The following is an 18,576-nucleotide window of genomic DNA, read 5'->3' as shown; positions in this document are numbered from 1 at the left end:
GCGGTCATGTTTTTCAATTTCGTCGATGAGCTGCGCGAGGCGGGCATTCCCGCGAGCTTCAAGGAACACCTCACGCTGATCGAGGCGCTCGATCGCGACGTGATCGAGCAGACCCCCGAAGCCTTCTATTACCTGAGCCGTGCGACCTTCGTGAAGGACGAGGGCCTGCTCGACCGGTTCGACCAGGTGTTCGACAAGGTCTTCAAAGGATTGCTGACCGATTACGGCCAGGATCCGGTCGACATCCCTGAGGAATGGCTGAAAGCGGTCGCCGAAAAATTCCTCACGCCCGAGGAAATGGCCGAGATCGAGGCGCTCGGCGACTGGGACGAGATCATGGAGACGCTCAAGAAGCGGCTCGAGGAGCAGCAGGAACGCCACGAGGGCGGCAACAAGTGGATCGGCACCGGCGGAACCTCTCCTTTCGGCCATTCGGGCTACAATCCCGAAGGCGTCCGCATCGGCGGCCAGAGCAAGCACAAGCGTGCGGTGAAAGTGTGGGAAAAGCGCGAGTTCAAGAACCTCGACAACACCCGCGAGCTCGGCAGCCGCAACATCAAGATGGCCCTGCGCCGGCTGCGCCGCTTCGCGCGGGAGGGCGCGGCGGACGAACTCGATCTCGACGCGACCATCGAAGGCACGGCCAAGCAGGGCTGGCTCGACATCCACATGCGGCCCGAGCGGCACAATGCGGTGAAATTGCTGCTGTTCCTCGATGTCGGCGGGTCGATGGATCCTTTCATCAAGCTGGTCGAGGAGCTGTTCAGTGCCGCGACGAGCGAGTTCAAGAACCTCGAATTCTTCTACTTCCACAACTGCCTCTACGAAGGTGTGTGGAAGGACAATCGCCGCCGCTGGAGCGAGCGTACCAAGACCTGGGACATCCTCCACAAGTTCGGCCACGACTACAAGATCGTGTTCGTCGGCGATGCCGCGATGAGCCCTTACGAGATCACCCATCCGGGCGGCTCGGTCGAGCACTTCAATGAGGAAGCGGGCACCGCGTGGATGAAGCGTGTGACCGATACCTATCCGGCCGCGGTGTGGATCAACCCGGTGCCCGAGAAGCAGTGGGGCTATTCGCAAAGCACCAGGATGATCCGCGAACTGATGAAGGACCGGATGTACCCGCTGACGATCGACGGGCTCGACGACGCGATGCGCGAATTGAGCCGCAAGCAGGGATAGTGTATAAGCTACGGCAATCAGGAGAGAAAACATGAGAGCCGCCCTCGCCCTGCTGCCCCTGTTATTGACCGGCGCGACCGATGAGGACGCCGCCGAGGCGGATGGGACGAATGATGCGCTCCCCGCCGCCCCCGTCCTTCGCGAGAGCGCACCCGAGCAGTTCACCATCCCCGATCGTGGCCGGATCGATAAGGAGCGGTGCAACGATTACATCCGCCAGGTCCGCCGCGATCGCGACCTGCCCGAACTGCGCCGCGAGCCCGCCGAACCGGGCGACGCCGCGCTATGGTCGGCGGTCGACCGGCGGATCGACGGCTGCCCGGTTCTCGTCCGGCACGGCAACCCCGACGATATTCACCCCTTTCCCGAGCCGAGCGACGGCCCGCTCTTCCGACGCATTCCGGTCGACGACTGACTGACGGATAGGGGCCATTCCAACGCGCCATAGCCGTTTCGTCGCCATCCGGCGGCGGCTGGAAGAGTATACGCCGCCGGCAGGCTGGCCGAGCTGGCTCTACGAATTCCTCCTGTTCGGCTTCAAGCAGGCCTGGGCGTGCCTGTTCGGGGGCCTGCTCCTCGCGCTCCTGCTGGCGACGCATTTCTTCTATCCCGCCGATGCTGCGCTGCATCGCTACGATTTTCTCACGCTATCAGCCATCGCGCTCCAGCTGGCGATGCTCGGCTTCAAGCTGGAGACCCCGCGCGAGGCGCTGGTGATCCTGATCTTCCATGTCGTCGGCACGGTGATGGAACTGTTCAAGACCGCCGCCGGATCGTGGGTCTATCCCGAGGCGAGCGTGCTTCATATCGGCGCCGTCCCGCTGTTCTCGGGGTTCATGTACGCCGCGGTCGGCAGCTATATCGCGCGGGTCTGGCGCATCTTCGACTTCCGCTTCAGCCATTATCCGCCGCGCTGGGCGACCTGGCTGCTGGCAATCGCGGTCTACGTCAACTTCTTCGCACATCACTGGACGGTCGACATTCGTTACCCGCTGTTCGCCGGCGCGGTGCTGCTGTTCTGGCGCACCCGGATCTGGTTTCTCAACTGGCGCGAACACCGCTGGATGCCGCTACTGCTCGGCCAGCTGCTCGTCGCGGTCTTCATCTGGTTTGCGGAGAATATCGGCACATTCGCCCAGGCCTGGAGCTACCCCGGGCAGGAGGACGGCTGGGAGATGGTCTCGCTTTCCAAGCTCGGCAGCTGGTTCCTGCTAATGCTGATCAGCTTCGTGTTGGTCGAACTGGTGCAGCCGGCAAGGGAACGCGATCAGTCGCAATAGGGCTTTCGATCAATCCCCCGAATTTGGCCACCGGCCCGGTCTCTCGACACTCAGATCGGTTCGACCAGTCTTTGCTGCGCGAACCATTCGAGTAGCGCGTCGATTTCGCCAGCCGGATGATGCGAAAACCGCGCCCGGAGTTGTCGATCCTGGAACATCGATGCTCCTGCCAGCCAATGCGCCACTTCCGCGAGATAACCCAACGGATAGGTAGCGTCTCCCGCAATCGCGACCGAGCCGGAGAGCGGCTGAAGGATCTCCAGGGGCACCTGCGTTCGACGCCAAGCCCGGGCGGGTCGCGCGGAATTATCGGCAATCTGTTCCGGAGCGTGCAGCCCACGTTGCCGCACGACAACGTCCTCGGCAAAACCCTTCGAGGTCAATATCGAACCAAGCCGTTCGGCGAGCATCGCGAGATGCGCCTGCAATGCCTCGGGCGCGGCTTCCCCCGACGGCAGATATTCACGAAAGGCCGGATCGTCGAGCGCGAGGTCACGCGCCAGATCGAGCAGCACGGTCCCGTATAGAGGTTGAACCGCAAACGTCAGGTGAAGGGATCGGTCGGACACGGCAATCGCGTCGTGATAAAAACCGCGAGGGATATATAGCAGATCGCCCGGGCGCATGCGCACCTGCTTGAACGGCGCTCCCTTGCTCCGTTCGATAGCATCCTGGTCTTGCAGCACCGTCGCGGTCGTCGGTACCTCGGCGCGGCGATCGTATATGGTCCAGTCCTTTTCGCCCTCGCACTGCACCACAAACACTTCGTGCGGGTCGCAATGGCTCGCAAAGCCCTGAATGCCCCGTTTGGAGGCGTATAGATTTACGCCAACCTTGGCGGCAAATTCTCTGGACAGCATTGCGCACACGCTGCGAATGTCGGGACGAATGTCTTCGATGCCATCGAGCACCAAGCTGGCGCCGAGATCCATCATCACTTCGACCAGCCCCGGATCGGGCTGCCTCGTCCTGCCGGATGCCGTCTCGCGGGACGTCACATAGTGCTCCTGCGCCACGCGCTGCCGATTCAGGACGAGTTTGAGCCCTGTTTCACGCCATTGCGGGAGCAACCCGACCAGGTCGGATACTTCCTGCCACCGCATCATGGCCGCGCGAGGCGCATCTACGCCGCCGACAATGTGGTGGGGTGCGCGGCCATAATAACCTTCAACGAACTCATTGGCCGGCATTGGCGCCAAGAACTCGGCGAAGGTCGGCGCGCTCATTGATACAGGATCCTTGCTGCTGTCAGCTCCTGCCACGCGGCTTCGTCTGCGCTCGCGAGTGCTTCGAGATCACCCGGCTCACTCCCCGGATCGTCGACCCATTCACGCAAGGCGGGTCCGCCATTGATCACGTCGATGGCGAGCCGGTCGAACTCGTACTCGTAGGGAAAATCGCGCCAAAGTTCGTATTCGGGGTGGAGGTTGCGGATCGCCTTGAAGGCGAGCGCCTGCAACCGCCACGGCCGGAACGTGGCGTGATCGTAGAACGGCCCCTCCGCATGGATCATCAACGCCGAGCAGAGCTTGCCCTGGTGCTTGTGGAAGGTCGGCTCGAACCAGGTTTCGCGCAGCGCGCACCCCTTGAGCCAGTCGGGGGCGAGGCGCTCCATTTCCGCGCGAACCGCGGCGGCATCGAGATCTGGCGCGCCGAACAACACTTCGAGCGGGCGGGTGGTGCCCCTGCCCTCGCTCAGCGTCGCGCCCTCGATCATCACCGTCCCGGCATAGGCGCGAGCCATGTTGACGTTGGCGGCGTTGGGGCTCGGGTTGATCCAGACGCGGTCCGCCGGCCAGCCATGGCCAGGCCCGTCCGGATCCCAGCCTTCCATCCCGATCACCCGGTAGTCGACGTCGAGATTGAAATGCTCGACGAACCAGCTGCCCATCTCGCCCATGGTCAGTCCGTGCCGCATCGGCATCGGCGCAGCGCCGACGAAGCTCTCCTGCCCCGGGAGCAACAGCGTACCTTCGACCGGCCGGCCCGCGGGGTTGGGCCGGTCGAGCACCCACACGCTCTTGCCGTGCTTGGCGGCTTCCTCGAGCAGATAGAGCAGCGTGGTGACGAAGGTGTAGATCCGGCAGCCGAGGTCCTGCAGGTCGAACAGGAACACGTCGGCGGTCGACATCATCTGGCCAGTGGGGCGCCGGACTTCGCCGTAGAGGCTGAAGACCGGAATCCCGTGGACCGGATCGGTTTCGTCCGCGGTCTCGACCATGTTGTCCTGCTTGTCGCCCTTGAGCCCGTGCTGCGGGCCGAAGGCGCTGGTCACCTTGACGCCGGCAGCGATCAGCGCATCGAGGCTGTGCGTGAGGTCTTCGGTGACCGACGCCGGATGGGCGAGCAACGCGACGCGGCGCCCGTCGAGCGGGGCGCGGAGGGCGGGATCGGCGATCAGCCGGTCGATACCGTTCTTCATGCAGGAGGCGGTGCCGCAAGCCGCGCGGTGAAGCAAGCCGGGTCGTGGAAATCGGGGGCCTCGCCGCCGTGCTGCAGGGCCCAGTAGCTCAGGATTCCGCCCTCCTCCTCGATCACCGCGGTGAATCCCATGGCGCAAGCGATCGTCGGCAGGCCTTGCGCGGGGACCGCCGCATCGAAGATCGCGAAGGTGCTGCCCTGCCGCATCGTGCTATCGGGCTCGCGCGGCATCGGTCGCTCGGCCATGCCCTCGCGCGGGGCGTTGAAATCGTAGGCGGCCCAGCGTTCCGAAGGCGAGAAGTTGAGCTCGACATAGCCGCTCTCGCCGTCGGGCTGGAGAAATGCTTCGAAGCAGGTCGTGCGCCATAGCCCGTCGGCGCGGCCCTTGCCCGCAAAGGCCGGCACGACCAGCGCACCACTGCCCTCGATCCGCCAGCGCAGGCGCAACCAGTTGGCGTCATGGCCGATCACCTTGGCGCTGACGCCGCGGACCTGCGCCGGGGGATGCGCCGGGTGCGGCACCAATTCATGCGTTTGCGTTTGCATCGATCCCGCCTCGTGGTAGCGCGCTTCGCATCATGACCGACTACAAATCCGACCTGATGCGCGTGCTGCAGACCCGCGGCTATATCCACCAGACGACCGACGCGGAAGGCCTCGACGCCCTCGCCGCCACTCAGGTCGTCCCGGGATATATCGGTTTCGACGCAACCGCGCCCAGCCTCCACATCGGTAGCCTGGTGCAGATCATGATGCTGCGCCGGCTCCAGCAGGCCGGGCACAAGCCGATCGTCGTGATGGGTGGCGGGACGACCAAGGTCGGCGATCCCTCGGGCAAGGACGAAAGCCGCAAGCTTCTCGACGAAGCGGCAATCAACGCCAATATCGCCGGGATCCGCAAGGTCTTCGAGCGCCTGCTCACGTTCGGCGACGGACCGACCGACGCGATCCTCGTCAACAATGACGAGTGGCTGAGCCAGCTCGGCTATATCGAATTGCTGCGCGATGTCGGCCCGCACTTCACCGTCAACCGCATGCTGACCTTCGATTCGGTCCAGCTCCGGCTGGAGCGCGAGCAGCCGCTGACCTTCCTCGAATTCAACTACATGATCCTCCAGGCCTACGATTTCCGCGAGCTGGCGCAGCGCTACGATTGCCGCCTGCAGATGGGCGGCAGCGACCAGTGGGGCAATATCGTCAACGGGATGGAGCTCGCCCGCCGGATGGACGGGCGCGAACTGTTCGGGCTCACCACCCCGCTGCTGACCACCGCCGACGGCGCCAAGATGGGCAAGACCGCGGCTGGCGCTGTGTGGCTCAACGAGGACCAGCTCCCGGCCTACGATTTCTGGCAGTACTGGCGCAATGTCGACGACCGCGACGTCGGGCGTTTCCTCAAGCTGTTCACCGACCTCCCGCTCGACGAGATCGCCCGGCTCGAGGCGCTCGAGGGACGCGACATCAACGAAGCCAAGATCGTCCTCGCCGACGAAGTCACCAAGCTGGTGCGGGGCGAAGCCGCCGCGCGCTCGGCCCGCGAGACAGCGCAGTCGACCTTCGACGAGGGCGGAATGGGCGAGGACCTCCCGACGCTACCGGTCGCCGACGAGGGAATCACCGTGGTGATGGCCTGCACCGCGCTCGGCCTGACCGCTTCCAACGGCGAGGCGAAACGCAAGGTCAAGGAAGGCGCGGTCAAGCTCGACGACGAACGGATCGACGATCCCCAGCGCCTCCTGCGCGTCGCTCCCGGCGGCACCCATCGCCTAAGCGTGGGCAAGAAGCGGCACGGGATCCTCGTCCCTCAATAGGGCCGTCTTTACCGTTTGTTGGCGAATTTAGACCAGAACGAGTCGCGCGATATTTTGAACAAGGAGCGGTCGCGATGGGTGCTGGTGCACAGCTTTCTGTTACCGATAAACGCCGGGCGGCACGCCACCCGGTGAGCCACAAGGTGATCGGGGAGCACCGTGCCGCGGGCGACGTGCACATGCATATCGTCAACCTTTCGGCCCAGGGATTCATGATCGACGGCCAGACCGAGCTCGGGCGCGGCGAACGCGTGACGATCCGCCTTCCGGTCGTCGGCCAGATCGAGGCCCATCTCATCTGGCAGACCGACGATCGCGCCGGCTTCCAGTTCGAACGGATCATCCGGGTCGACGATTTCAACCGGCTGATCGACGAGGTCCAGCCGAATCCGCGCCTGCGCTCGCCGCGGGCGGTCTGAATTTCGCGAAATTGCGACGAACGGCGATAAGCATTCGACGAACGCCCGTCGGGCCCTTGAGATAATATATCATCACGCTAATTGGGGTGCATGGACACCACGATCAGACTGGGCATCGCCCTTCTCGCCTCGACCGCCCTCGCCCCCGCCGCCTTCGCACAGGATGTGGGAGAAACGGACCAGCGTAGCGACGATCACAAGCACGGCAGCGAACCGGTGGAGATCGTCATCACCGGGGCCCTGCCCGACAGTACGCTGCTCGAAAACGTCCGCACGCTCGACGAGAACGCGATCGTCACGGAACTCGATACCCAGATCGGCGAGGTACTCGACACCCTTCCCGGCGTGTCGACGAGCGGGTTCGCGCCGGGCGCGTCGCGCCCCGTCATCCGCGGGTTCGACGGCGAGCGCGTCAAGCTCCTGATCGATTCGATCGGCTCGATCGACGCCGCCGACATCTCAGTCGACCACGGTGTCACTATCGATCCGCTGATCGTCGACCACATCGACGTCGTCCAGGGTCCTGCGGTGCTGCTCTTCGGTGGCGAGGCCATCGGCGGCGCGGTCAACGTGATCGATCGCCGCATTCCGCGGGAATTGCCCGAGGGCGGTTTTCGTATCGATGCGCTGGCCTCCTATGGCAGCGCCGCCGACTTCCGCGCACTGTCGGGATCGGCCGAAGCCGCGATCGGGAGCGGCTTCGTGTTCCACGTCGATGGCTCCTTCAGCGAAAGCGACGACCTCAGGGTCGGGGGCCGATTGGTCAGCGACGCGTTCCGCGCCGAACTGCTCGCCGATGCGGCAGAAGAGCGCGAGGAAGGCCATCCCGACGAAGCCGCAGAGCTCGAAGAGGCCGCCAACGCTACCGACCGCGTACCCAACACCTTCACCGAGGCGACCTCGTTCGGTGGCGGCTTCGCCTATATCGGCGATCGTGGCACCTTCGGATTCTCGGCGCGTCATTACGATACGCGCTACGGCGTGCCGGGCCGCCCCGGGGGCGGACATGCGCATGAAGAAGAGGAAGGCGGGGAAGAAGAAGAGGCCCCGGTCTCGATCGACCTACAGCAGACCCGCTACGATTTCCGCGGCACGCTCGAATTCGACGGGTTCTTCGAAAGCGCGCTGCTGCGCTTCGGTTACGCCGAATACGATCATATCGAGTTCGAGGGCGACGAGGTCGGCACGACTTTTGATCGCGAAGCTTTCGAGGGCCGGATCGACCTCGTCCAGCGCGACCGCAATGGCTGGCACGGCCATGTCGGCGCGAGCTACACCTCGAGCGACCTCGAGATCGTCGGCGAGGAAGCCTTCTTCCCGGGCAGCCGCGATCGCAATTTCGCGCTGTTTACGCTTCAGGCTGTCGACATCGGCGCGCTGACCCTCGATGCGGCGGCCCGCTACCAGAAGGATTCGATCGAGAATCGCCAGCTCGGCGTCTCGCGCGAGTTCGACCTCTTTTCGGGTGCCCTGGGCGTTGCCTACCGGTTCCTCGACGACGACCTTATCGTCGGGGCCCAATATATCCGGGGCGCACGTGCGCCTTCCAATTCCGAACTCCTGTCGAACGGCTTGCATGTCGCGACCCAGGCCATCGAAGTCGGCAATCCCGACTTCGGCCAGGAGACGAGCAACCAGTTCGAGGCCTATGCCCGCTACGAGGCGAACGGTTTCAGGTTGAGCGCGACCGGCTTCCACATCGATTTCGACGGCTTCATCACCGCCTTCGACAGCGGTGCGGAGGACGAGGGCTTCCCGATCTTCGAATACCGGCAGGTGCCCGCCAGGTTCACCGGCTTCGAGCTCGATGGCGCGGTCCCGCTCATCCGTTCCGAAGCGTTCTCGCTGACCGCAGAGGCGGCGGCGGAATTCGTCCATGCCGAACGCGAAGGCAATCTCCCGGTCCCGCGCATCCCGCCATTCCAGCTGAGCGGCGGACTGCGCGCCGAAGCGGGCGCATTCCGCGTGAGCGCGGATGTCGAACATAATTTTGAACAGGACCGGGTCGAACCCGGCGCCGCTCCGGTCGCAGCCTACACGCTGGTCAATGCCGCGATCACCTGGCAGCCGCTGGCCGACAACGAGGCGCTGACGCTCTCGCTGGTCGGAGACAACCTTTTCGACGAAGTCGGTCGACGCGCGACCAGCTTCACCCGCGACTTCCTGCCGATCGCGGGCCGCGACATCCGTCTGACCGCCAAGCTGCGCTTCTAGCGCCTCCGCTCTCGCCGCGCCCTTGGCAAGCCCCGAACGGCCTGCCATGGCGCGGTAATGAGCGAACCCGCCTCCCCTGCCGGATCGAGCACGGCGACCGAAGGCGGGTCCCCGCTGAGGATCGCCAATTTCCGCAATTATTGGCTCGCGCGCCTGACCATGACGCTGGGCCAGTATGCGATGATGCTGATCATCGGCTGGCAGACCTATACGCTGGCGCGGGATGGCGGGATGAGCGTGGGCGAGGCGTCGGGCCAACTGGCGCTGATCGGCCTGCTTCAGTTTCTTCCGCTCTTCGTGCTCACGCCGTTTTCGGGACTGGCGGCGGACCGGCTCGATCGCCGCAACCTCGCGCGGCTGACGGTCCTGCTCCAGCTCGCCTGTGCCGGGGCGCTCGCCTTCGTGACCTGGCAGGATTCGGTCAGCCTGTTCTGGCTGTTCGGCATCGCCGTGGTGCTCGGCGTGGTCCGCGCCTTCAACGGCCCGGCGCTGTCGGCCCTCGCCCCCAACCTCGTGCCCAAGGCGATCCTGCCCAACGCGATCGCGCTGTCCTCGATCGCTTGGCAGAGCGGGATGATCGTCGGCCCGGCGATCGGCGGCTATCTCTACGCCATCATGCCGTTCCTTCCCTACGCAGTGGCGGCGGGCTTGTTCGCCTGTGCGATCGTTTTCCTGAGCCGTATCGGCGAGGTCCCGCGCAGCCCGATCCCCGGGGCGAAACATCCGATCGGACAAATCGTCGACGGTTTGCACTACGTGGTGCGGAACAAGATGGTGCTCGGCGCGATCACCCTCGACCTATTCGCGGTGTTCCTCGCCGGAGCGACCGCCCTGTTCCCGGTCTATGCCCGCGATATCCTCCAGGTCGGCGAGACCGGCCTCGCGCAGCTCGCCATGGCTCCTGCGATCGGAGCGACGGTGACCGCAGCGTGGTTTTCGTTCCGCCCGCTCAAGACCAATGTCGGCCCCAAGATGCTGGTCGCCGTCGCCGTGTTCGGGGCCGCGACGATCGTGTTCGGCCTGTCGACCTCGATGCCGCTCAGCCTCGCCATGCTATTCATCGTCGGCGCGGCGGACATGTTCTCGGTCTACATCCGCCAGTCGCTGATTCAGCTCCACACGCCCGACGACAAGCGCGGACGGGTTTCGGCGGTCAGCCTGCTGACGATCTCCGCTTCGAACGAATTCGGCGACTTTTTCTCGGGCAGCCTCGCCTTCCTCTTCGGCCCCGTGCTCGCAGTCGTCAGTGGCGGCGTCGGTGCGATCGCCACGGTGGCGCTCTGGACAGGGCTCTTTCCCGTCCTACGTAAGACGAGGACCTTCGACCCGCCCGAAGCATTGGACGAAGAGACCCCCGAAGAACGATTGCAGGAGCACACTCCATGAAAGCCGACAACGTCCTCGCCACCATCGGCAACACGCCGCATATCCGCCTGTCGCGCCTGTTCCCCGATCACGAGGTTTGGGTGAAGTCCGAACGCGCCAACCCCGGCGGCTCGATCAAGGACCGGATCGCGCTCGCCATGGTCGAGGCGGCGGAAAAGGACGGCTCGCTCAAGCCCGGCGGCACGATCATCGAGCCGACCAGCGGCAATACCGGTGTCGGCCTCGCGATGGTCGCGGCGGTCAAGGGCTACCGCCTGATCCTCGCCATGCCCGAGAGCATGAGCGTGGAACGCCGCCGGCTGATGCTCGCCTACGGTGCCGAGTTCCACCTCACGCCCAAGGAAAAGGGCATGAAGGGTGCGATCGCCGGGGCCGAGGAGCTGATGGCGAAGACCGAGAACGCCTGGATGCCGCAGCAATTCGACAACCCGGCCAATGTCGAGGTCCACGTTCGCACCACCGCGCAGGAGATCCTCGAGGATTTCCGCGATTCCCCGCCTGCATACCTCATCACCGGGGTCGGCACCGGCGGCCATATCACCGGCGCAGCCGAGGAATTGAAGAAGACCTGGAAGGACCTGAAAGCCTTCGCGGTCGAGCCCGAGGCATCGCCCGTCATTTCGGGTGGCGATCCCGGTCCGCATCCGATCCAGGGCATCGGCGCGGGCTTCATCCCCTCCAACCTCCACACCGACGCGATCGACGGCGCGATCCAGGTCTCGGCCGACGAGGCCAAGGAATGGGCCCGCCGCTCGGCGCGCGAAGAAGGCCTGCTGGTCGGCATTTCGAGCGGTGCCACGCTCGCCGCGATCGCCAAGAAGGCGTCCGAAATCGACAAGGGCACGCGCATCCTCGGCTTCAACTACGACACCGGCGAGCGTTATCTCTCGGTGCCCGATTTCCTCCCCGAGGAAGGCTGACCGAACCCCAATTCCGGAAACAAAAAGGGCCGCCCCGATGGAGCGGCCCTTTTTCATGGTGACGTCGGCGATCAGGCCGCGGTCTGGAACGCCTCGGGCGAGAGCTCCATCATCGATTTCGAACCGGTCTCGATCTTGCGACGCAGCGCGCCGGCATCGGGCGTGTAGCGATCGCCGAAGTAGCGCGCAGTGACGAGCTTGGCTTCGTAGAACGCCGCATTGCCTTCGCCCGCCTCGAGCTTGGCCTTGGCGACACGCGCCGATTTCAGCCACATCAGGCCGACGGCGACGATCCCCATGATGTGCATGTAGTGATGCGCGCCCGCGCCCAGATCGTTGGGATTGGCCATCGCGTTCTGCATGAACCACATCGTCGCGGCCTTGAGCTCGCCATTGGCCTTCTCGACTTGGCCGGCGAGATCGGCGAGGCCGTCGATTTCCTTCGCCGCCGCGCATTCGTCGTCGACCACCTTGAAGAAGGCCTGCACCGCGCGCCCACCGTTCTGGGCGAGCTTGCGGCCGCACAGGTCCATCGCCTGCACGCCATTGGTGCCTTCGTAGATCTGGGCGATGCGGGCGTCGCGGACATATTGCGACATGCCCCATTCCTCGATGTAGCCATGGCCGCCATAGACCTGCTGCATGTTAGTCGCGATCTCGTAACCCTTGTCGGTGCCGTAGCCCTTGATCACCGGGGTCAGCAGGCTGATGAGGTCGTCGGCCATCTGGCGTTCTTCCTCGCTCGCGGCGGCATGCGACAGGTCGACCTGCAGGGCACCCCACAAGCACAGCGCGCGGAAGCCCTCGGTAAACGCCTTGCCGTCCATCAGCATGCGACGCACGTCGGGATGGACGAACAGCGTGTCGGCGGGCTCGCTGGGTTCGGCCGGGCCAGTCAGAGCGCGGCCCTGGCGCCGATCGCCGGCATAATCGACCGCGTTCTGGTACGACACTTCGGCCTGGCTGAGGCCCTGGATGCCGACCCCGAGGCGCGCAGCGTTCATCATGATGAACATCGCGGCGAGACCCTTGTTCTCCTCGCCGACGAGGTAACCTGTCGCGCCGTCATAGTTCATGACGCAGGTCGAGTTGCCGTGGATTCCCATCTTCTCCTCGATCGAGCCGCACATCACCGTGTTGCGCTCGCCCGGGTTGCCGTCGTCGTCGAGCACGAATTTGGGCACGATGAAGAGCGAGATGCCCTTGGTGCTGTCGGGTGCGTCGGGAGTCTTGGCGAGGACGAGGTGGATGATGTTGTCCGCCATGTCGTGCTCGCCCGAGCTGATGAAGATCTTCGTCCCGGTGATCGCGTAGCTGCCGTCTTTCTGCGGCGCGGCCTTGGTCCGGATCAAGCCGAGGTCGGTGCCGCAATGCGGCTCTGTCAGGTTCATCGTGCCGGTCCATTCGCCCGACACCATCTTGGGCACGTAGGTTTCCTTCTGCTCCTGCGAGCCCTTGGCGAGGATCGCGGCGATCGCACCATTGGTGAGGCCCGGATACATGCCGAAGGCCTGGTTCGCCGAGGACATGAACTCCTCCATCGCGAAACCGATCACGTGCGGCATAGCCTGGCCGCCGAATTCCTCGGGCGCGGTCAGCGTCCCCCACCCGGCTTCGCGGAACTGGTCGAAGGCTTCCTTGAAGCCTTCGGGCGTGGTCACCGAACCATCCTCGTGGCGCGTACAGCCCTGCTCGTCCCCGACGCGATTGAGCGGGAAAAGCACCTCGGCAGTGAACTTGCCGCCTTCTTCGAGCACCGCCGAAACGATGTCGGGCGTGGCATTGGCGAAGGCCGGCAGGTTACCGTATTTCTCGAGCTCGAGGATCTCGTTGATGACGAAATTGGTGTCGCGGACGGGGGCGGTATAGCGGGGCATCGGGAACTCCGGTTCGGGTTTCTGGGATCTACTGTCTGGGGTTCTTCTTCGGCAGTTCGAGGGCTTCGATCTCCTCGACGAAATGGGTGAGCTCGGCGATCGACGAATCGATGTCCTCGCGCTGGCGTTTGAGCTTGGCGATGTGCGCGCGGCATTTCTCGACCGTGACGCGGCGCTGCTCGACCCGCCCGTCGCCGAGATCGTAGAGATCGATCATCTCGCGGATTTCGGACAGGCTGAATCCGACATTCTTCGCCCGCAGGATCCATGCGAGTCGAGCGCGGTCGCGCTGCGAATAGATTCGCTGGAGACCGTCGCGTTCGGGCTGCACGAGCCCTTCGTCCTCGTAGAATCGCAAGGCGCGGGCGGTGACGCCGAACTCGCGCGTCATCTGCGAGATCGTGAATCGCTCGTCGGGGTCGTCGGTATCAGCCGCCGCAAACATGGCCCTGCATTGCCTTCCCTTAACGTAAACGTCAAGTTTCACTGCGATGAAACGTTGCGCCAAAGCGGCAATCTGTTGCAATGAAGTGACAACGCTTTCCAAAATCGGGACAGACCCGAATGAAGTGTTTGAGATTCGGTCAAACTGGGGAACATTCGTGCCCGCGGTTTGAGGGGACCGCAAAACTGTTCCGCGGCCTCGGCCCGGTTCAGGGAGTTCCGGCCAACGCCCCCCGCAGGGATGGGCGAGCCGGAGACGAAATCGGTTCCGGGAGGCGTGGGGGAACGCCGATCGGGGGACTTCGGTCCGGGCCGGATTCGTTTTCACAGAGCGCCCGGGGCTTCGGCTCCGGGCGCTTTTTTGTGCGCCACATCCTCCGGGGTCAGGCGCGATCGACCACCCGCGCGAAGCAGCCTACCATCACGCGCGCCGCACCCGCCCGCTTGAGCGCAGAAACGCAAGCTTCGCTCGTCGCCCCGCTGGTCAGCACGTCGTCGACCAGCAGGATGTTGCGACCCTTCAATCCTGCCCGCCGCTGCGGGGACACCTCGATCGCACCGCTCAGGGCGCGGCGTCGCGCCGCGCGCCCCAACCCGCCGAGCATCGGGGTCGCCTTCCTGCGCACCAGCGCATCGACGCATAATTCGGCGTCGCTCGCCTCGGCCACCGCTCTCGCGAGAAGCGCCGCCTGATTGTAGCCGCGGCGCCAGATCCGCCAGCGATGGAGCGGGACGGGCACGACCAGCCAACCGTCATCAACCACGGCTGCCTGGCGCGCGATCATTCGCGCCATCATCGGCGCAAGAGCGATCCGCCCGCCATGCTTGAGCGCGAGGATGAGCTTGCGCGAACCCTCGCCATAGAGCGTCGCCGCGGCGATACCGTCATGCCGCGGCGGGCTCTGCAGGCACACACCGCAGAGCGAGCCTTCGGCTTGCTCGATCTCGAAAGGCCACTGGCACAGCGCGCAGCACGGCTCGCCCGGCACCTCGATTTCGGCGAAGCAGTCGCCGCACAGCCCCTGCTGCGCCGCGATCCCGTCGCCGCAAAGCGGGCAGCGCGGCGGGAAGACCGCATCGATCACAGGAGAGAGCGCCTCGATCACGATCGCCGCCCTCCCCCTTGCGGCGCGGCCGCTGAGGCGACAGGGAGAGGCATGGCCACCCCGCAAGTCCCGCAGATCTTCTCGCCGCACCGCCGCCGCCTCGCCCGCCGCCGCGCCGATCCGGGCGAAGCGTCGTACATCCTCGACGACATGGTCGACGACGTCGTCGAACGGCTCGGCTTCATCCGGTTCGAACCTTCGAGGCCGTTGATCGTGGGCGATCGCACCGGACGGCTCGCGGCGACCTTTCCGGGGGCCAAGTCGGCCGACCCAGTTGAGGGGTTCGCCGACGAGCAGCCGTTCGCCGAGGGAGCATACGATTTCATCGCCTGCCTCGGCACGCTCGACACGGTCAACGACCTGCCGGGCGCACTGGTCCATTTGCGCAACGCGCTCGAACCGGGCGCTCTGATGATCGCGAGCTTCGTCGGCGGCGGAAGCCTGCGACAGCTGCGCGACATCATGGCCGCGGCGGATGGCGAGCGCACCGCACCGCGGATCCACCCGCAGGTCGATGTCCGCGCCGGCGCCGAACTGCTCCAGCGCACCGGTTTCGCCGATCCGGTGGTCGACAGCCATCCGCTCTCGGTGCGGTATTCTTCGCTCGCTCGCCTGGTCGGCGACCTCCGCGCGCAGGGGCTTTCGAACGTGCTCGTCGATCGCGGGCCGCCGCTCGGCAAGGCGGCGCTAAAGCGTGCTCGCGACAGGTTCGATGAACTCTCCGATAGAGAAGGCAAGCTATTGGAGAGCTTCGAGATTATCACGCTGAGCGGTCGCCGTCCGAAGCCGCGCTTCTGATCGCGGCCTGCGCCGCGGCGAGCCGTGCGATCGGCACGCGATAGGGTGAAGCGCTGACGTAATCGAGCCCGACCTCCTCGCAGAAGCCGATGCTTGCGGGGTCGCCGCCATGCTCGCCGCAGATCCCGAGCTTGATACCCTCACGCGTCGCGCGACCGCGTTCGACTCCGAGCCGGACCAGCTCGCCGACCCCATCGATATCGATACTGACGAACGGGTCGCGCGCGTAGATGCCGCGCTCGACATATTCGCCGAGGAACTTGCTCGCATCGTCGCGCGAGACCCCCAGCGCGGTCTGGGTCAGGTCGTTGGTCCCGAAGCTGAAGAACTCGGCATCGTGGGCGATATCGCCGGCGGCAAGCGCGGCGCGCGGCAGTTCGATCATCGTGCCGACGAGGTAGTCGAGCGCACAGCCCTGCTCCTCGAACACCTCCTTGGCGACGCGATCGACCAGCGCGCGCAGGATCGCGACCTCGCGGCGAGTCGCAGCGAGCGGGATCATCACCTCGGGCAGCGGCGCTTCGCCGCTATGCTGCTTTACCGCGCAGGCCGCTTCGAAGATCGCGCGCGCCTGCATCTCGTAGATCTCGGGGAAGGTGATGCCGAGCCGGCAACCGCGATGGCCGAGCATCGGGTTAAACTCGTGGAGCTCGTTTGCGCGGCGCTTGAGACGCTCGACATCGTGTCCGGTTGCCGCCGCAACCTCCTCGTAATCGGCCTCTTTCTGCGGCAGGAATTCATGCAGCGGCGGGTCGAGCAGGCGGATGGTGACCGGGAGGCCCGCCATCACCTCGAAGATGCTTTCGAAGTCGGCACGCTGTTCGGGCAGCAGCTTGTCGAGCGCGGCGCGGCGGCCCGCCTCGCTTTCGGCGAGGATCATCTCGCGCACCGCGGCGATCCGCGAGGCATCGAAGAACATGTGCTCGGTGCGGCACAGCCCGATCCCCTCGGCGCCGAAGCCGCGCGCAGTACGGCAGTCTTCGGGCGTTTCGGCATTGGTGCGCACGCGCATGCGGCGCGCTTCGTCGGCCCAGTCCATGATGGTGGCGAAATCGCCGACCAGTTCAGGCTCGATCCGGGCGACTTCGCCCGCCATCACCTCGCCGGTCGCTCCGTCCAACGTCACGACGTCGCCCTCGGCGAAGTCGCGGCCGCCGATCGTCGCCCGGCGTTTGGCGATATCGATCCGCACCTCGGCGGCACCCGACACGCAGGGCCGCCCCATGCCGCGCGCGACCACCGCGGCGTGCGACGTCATGCCGCCCCGCGCGGTCAGGATCCCCTTCGCGGCGTGCATCCCGTGGATGTCCTCGGGGCTGGTCTCGACGCGCACGAGGATGACGTCATGGCCGCCATTTGCCCATTGCTCGGCGGTATCGGCATTGAGCGCGATCCTGCCCGAGGCCGCGCCGGGAGATGCGGGCAGGCCCTTCGCCAGGACGTCGCGCGGCGCATCGGGATCGAGCGAAGGATGGAGCAGCTGGTCGAGCGCCATCGGATCGATCCGCGACACCGCCTCCTGCCGGTCGATCAGCCCCTCGCCCTCCATCTCGACCGCGATCTTGAGCGCGGCCTTGGCGGTGCGCTTGCCGGTGCGCGTCTGCAGCATCCACAGCGTGCCGCGCTCGACCGTGAACTCGATGTCCTGCATATCGCGATAGTGGTTCTCGAGCAGGTCGAACACGCGCGCCAGCTCGGCATAGGGCTCGGGCATGGCCTCTTCCATCGAGGCAGGCTTCGCCCCGGCGGCCTCGCGCGCGGCCCTGGTCAGGTAGCGCGGCGTGCGGATCCCGGCGACGACATCCTCGCCCTGCGCATTGATCAGGTATTCGCCGTAATAGGCGCGTTCGCCGGTCGAGGGGTCGCGGGTGAAGGCGACGCCGGTGGCCGAGGTATCGCCCATGTTTCCGAACACCATCGCCTGGACGTTGACCGCGGTGCCGAGGTCGTGCGGGATGTCGTTGAGGCGGCGATAGACTTTGGCGCGCTCGCTGTCCCAGCTTTCGAACACCGCGCGGATCGCACCCCAGAGCTGGTCGTGCGCGTCCTGCGGGAACGGCGCGTCGTGTTCGCGCACGACGATCGCCTTGAACTCGTCGACCAGCGCCTGCCAGTCTTCGGACTGCATCTCGGTATCGTCGAAGAAGCCCTTGTCTTCCTTTGCGATTTCGAGCGCTTCCTCGAACAGGCCATGGTCGAGGCCGAGCACCACGTCGGAGTACATCTGGATGAAGCGGCGATAGCTGTCCCACGCGAAGCGTTCGTTGCCCGAAGTCGCCGCGAGGCCCCTCACCGTTTCGTCGTTGAGGCCGAGATTTAGGACGGTGTCCATCATCCCCGGCATCGAGATCGCCGCGCCCGAGCGGACCGAGACGAGCAGCGGATCGGCGGCATCGCCGAGCCTCTTGCCCACGGTGCTCTCGATATGCGCGAGCGCCTCGCCCACCGCGTCGCGCAGTTCGGGGGCGAAATCGCCGCCCTGCTCGAGATAGCGCAGGCATTCCTCGGTGGTGATGGTGAAGCCCGGGGGTACCGGCAGGCCGATGCTGGCCATCTCGGCGAGGTTGCGCCCCTTGCCGCCGGTGACGGTCTTGTCCTTCTGCCGCGGGTCCGAATGATCCGCGTCGCCGCCGAAGGGATAGACCGTCTTGTTCATGTTATCGCGTTCCTCGCTGAAGGCATGGACCGGGTGTTACACTGTTCAGGGCGGAA

Annotated in this window: 16 protein-coding genes; 9 read left to right on the top strand and 7 right to left on the bottom strand. The window is 65.3% G+C overall.

Features of this window, described 5'->3' with window-relative positions:
- Positions 1-6: 6 nt before the first annotated feature.
- From T8S45_RS03770 to T8S45_RS03760, 3 genes are read left to right on the top strand one after another with little or no spacing between them, the layout of a single operon-like run.
- The gene (locus T8S45_RS03770) at positions 7-1,188 is read left to right on the top strand and encodes a vWA domain-containing protein (RefSeq protein WP_322294735.1); all 1,182 of its coding nucleotides are present in this window, start codon (positions 7-9) and stop codon (positions 1,186-1,188) included.
- A 31-nt stretch (positions 1,189-1,219) separates the two neighbouring features.
- Positions 1,220-1,603 (top strand): hypothetical protein, encoded by a 384-nt coding sequence (locus tag T8S45_RS03765; protein ID WP_188641701.1) that lies wholly within the window; start codon positions 1,220-1,222, stop codon positions 1,601-1,603.
- A gap of 7 nt (positions 1,604-1,610) precedes the next feature.
- Positions 1,611-2,468, top strand: coding sequence for a DUF817 domain-containing protein (locus tag T8S45_RS03760; protein WP_322295184.1), 858 nt, complete (start codon positions 1,611-1,613; stop codon positions 2,466-2,468).
- Between the two features lie 50 nt (positions 2,469-2,518).
- On the opposite strand, the gene T8S45_RS03755 is transcribed toward T8S45_RS03760, so the two are convergent.
- From T8S45_RS03755 to T8S45_RS03745, 3 genes are read right to left on the bottom strand one after another with little or no spacing between them, the layout of a single operon-like run.
- Entirely contained in the window at positions 2,519-3,694 is a 1,176-nt protein-coding gene (locus tag T8S45_RS03755; RefSeq protein WP_322294734.1) for a JmjC domain-containing protein, read from the bottom strand.
- Entirely contained in the window at positions 3,691-4,890 is a 1,200-nt protein-coding gene (locus T8S45_RS03750) for an exo-beta-N-acetylmuramidase NamZ family protein (protein WP_322294733.1), read from the bottom strand. The genes T8S45_RS03755 and T8S45_RS03750 overlap by 4 nt, the downstream gene beginning before the upstream one ends.
- Positions 4,887-5,435, bottom strand: coding sequence for a DOMON-like domain-containing protein (locus T8S45_RS03745; RefSeq protein WP_188641698.1), 549 nt, complete (start codon positions 5,433-5,435; stop codon positions 4,887-4,889). The genes T8S45_RS03750 and T8S45_RS03745 overlap by 4 nt, the downstream gene beginning before the upstream one ends.
- Before the next feature lie 32 nt (positions 5,436-5,467).
- Between T8S45_RS03745 and tyrS the strand changes: the two genes are divergently transcribed.
- The 5 genes from tyrS to cysK all read left to right on the top strand — a co-directional run bounded on the left by tyrS (position 5,468) and on the right by cysK (position 11,639).
- Positions 5,468-6,700 carry a tyrosine--tRNA ligase gene (tyrS, locus tag T8S45_RS03740; RefSeq protein ID WP_188641697.1) on the top strand — a complete coding sequence of 411 codons (1,233 nt, stop codon included), beginning with the start codon at positions 5,468-5,470 and terminating at the stop codon, positions 6,698-6,700.
- 74 nt (positions 6,701-6,774) lie between these two features.
- The gene (locus T8S45_RS03735) at positions 6,775-7,119 is read left to right on the top strand and encodes a PilZ domain-containing protein (protein ID WP_188641696.1); all 345 of its coding nucleotides are present in this window, start codon (positions 6,775-6,777) and stop codon (positions 7,117-7,119) included.
- A 90-nt stretch (positions 7,120-7,209) separates the two neighbouring features.
- Positions 7,210-9,333 carry a TonB-dependent receptor gene (locus T8S45_RS03730; RefSeq protein WP_322294732.1) on the top strand — a complete coding sequence of 708 codons (2,124 nt, stop codon included), beginning with the start codon at positions 7,210-7,212 and terminating at the stop codon, positions 9,331-9,333.
- Between the two features lie 57 nt (positions 9,334-9,390).
- A complete protein-coding gene (locus T8S45_RS03725) occupies positions 9,391-10,719 on the top strand; it encodes an MFS transporter (protein ID WP_188641694.1) in 1,329 nt (442 codons plus the stop codon).
- Positions 10,716-11,639, top strand: coding sequence for a cysteine synthase A (gene cysK / locus T8S45_RS03720; RefSeq protein ID WP_322294731.1), 924 nt, complete (start codon positions 10,716-10,718; stop codon positions 11,637-11,639). Before T8S45_RS03725 ends, cysK begins: the two co-directional genes overlap by 4 nt.
- A 71-nt stretch (positions 11,640-11,710) precedes the next feature.
- On the opposite strand, the gene T8S45_RS03715 is transcribed toward cysK, so the two are convergent.
- The 3 genes from T8S45_RS03715 to T8S45_RS03705 form a co-directional block, all read right to left on the bottom strand.
- Positions 11,711-13,516 (bottom strand): acyl-CoA dehydrogenase C-terminal domain-containing protein, encoded by a 1,806-nt coding sequence (locus tag T8S45_RS03715; RefSeq protein WP_322294730.1) that lies wholly within the window; start codon positions 13,514-13,516, stop codon positions 11,711-11,713.
- A 28-nt stretch (positions 13,517-13,544) separates the two neighbouring features.
- Positions 13,545-13,961, bottom strand: coding sequence for a MerR family transcriptional regulator (locus T8S45_RS03710; protein WP_188641691.1), 417 nt, complete (start codon positions 13,959-13,961; stop codon positions 13,545-13,547).
- Positions 13,962-14,343: 382 nt separating this feature from the next.
- Complete coding sequence (locus tag T8S45_RS03705) at positions 14,344-15,066, bottom strand: ComF family protein (RefSeq protein WP_322294729.1); 723 nt, start codon at positions 15,064-15,066, stop codon at positions 14,344-14,346.
- A 51-nt stretch (positions 15,067-15,117) separates the two neighbouring features.
- On the opposite strand from T8S45_RS03705, the gene T8S45_RS03700 reads away from it, so the two are divergent.
- Positions 15,118-15,864 carry a class I SAM-dependent methyltransferase gene (locus tag T8S45_RS03700; RefSeq protein ID WP_322294728.1) on the top strand — a complete coding sequence of 249 codons (747 nt, stop codon included), beginning with the start codon at positions 15,118-15,120 and terminating at the stop codon, positions 15,862-15,864.
- Here the strand turns inward: T8S45_RS03700 and ppdK are convergent.
- The gene (gene ppdK / locus T8S45_RS03695) at positions 15,827-18,520 is read right to left on the bottom strand and encodes a pyruvate, phosphate dikinase (protein ID WP_322294727.1); all 2,694 of its coding nucleotides are present in this window, start codon (positions 18,518-18,520) and stop codon (positions 15,827-15,829) included. The genes T8S45_RS03700 and ppdK overlap by 38 nt on opposite strands.
- Between the last annotated feature and the right edge of the window lie 56 nt (positions 18,521-18,576).

It is taken from the genome of Pseudoblastomonas marina (assembly GCF_034374265.1).
In the GTDB taxonomy this organism is placed as follows: domain Bacteria; phylum Pseudomonadota; class Alphaproteobacteria; order Sphingomonadales; family Sphingomonadaceae; genus Alteriqipengyuania_A; species Alteriqipengyuania_A marina.
This window is presented reverse-complemented; position numbering and strand designations above follow the sequence as displayed.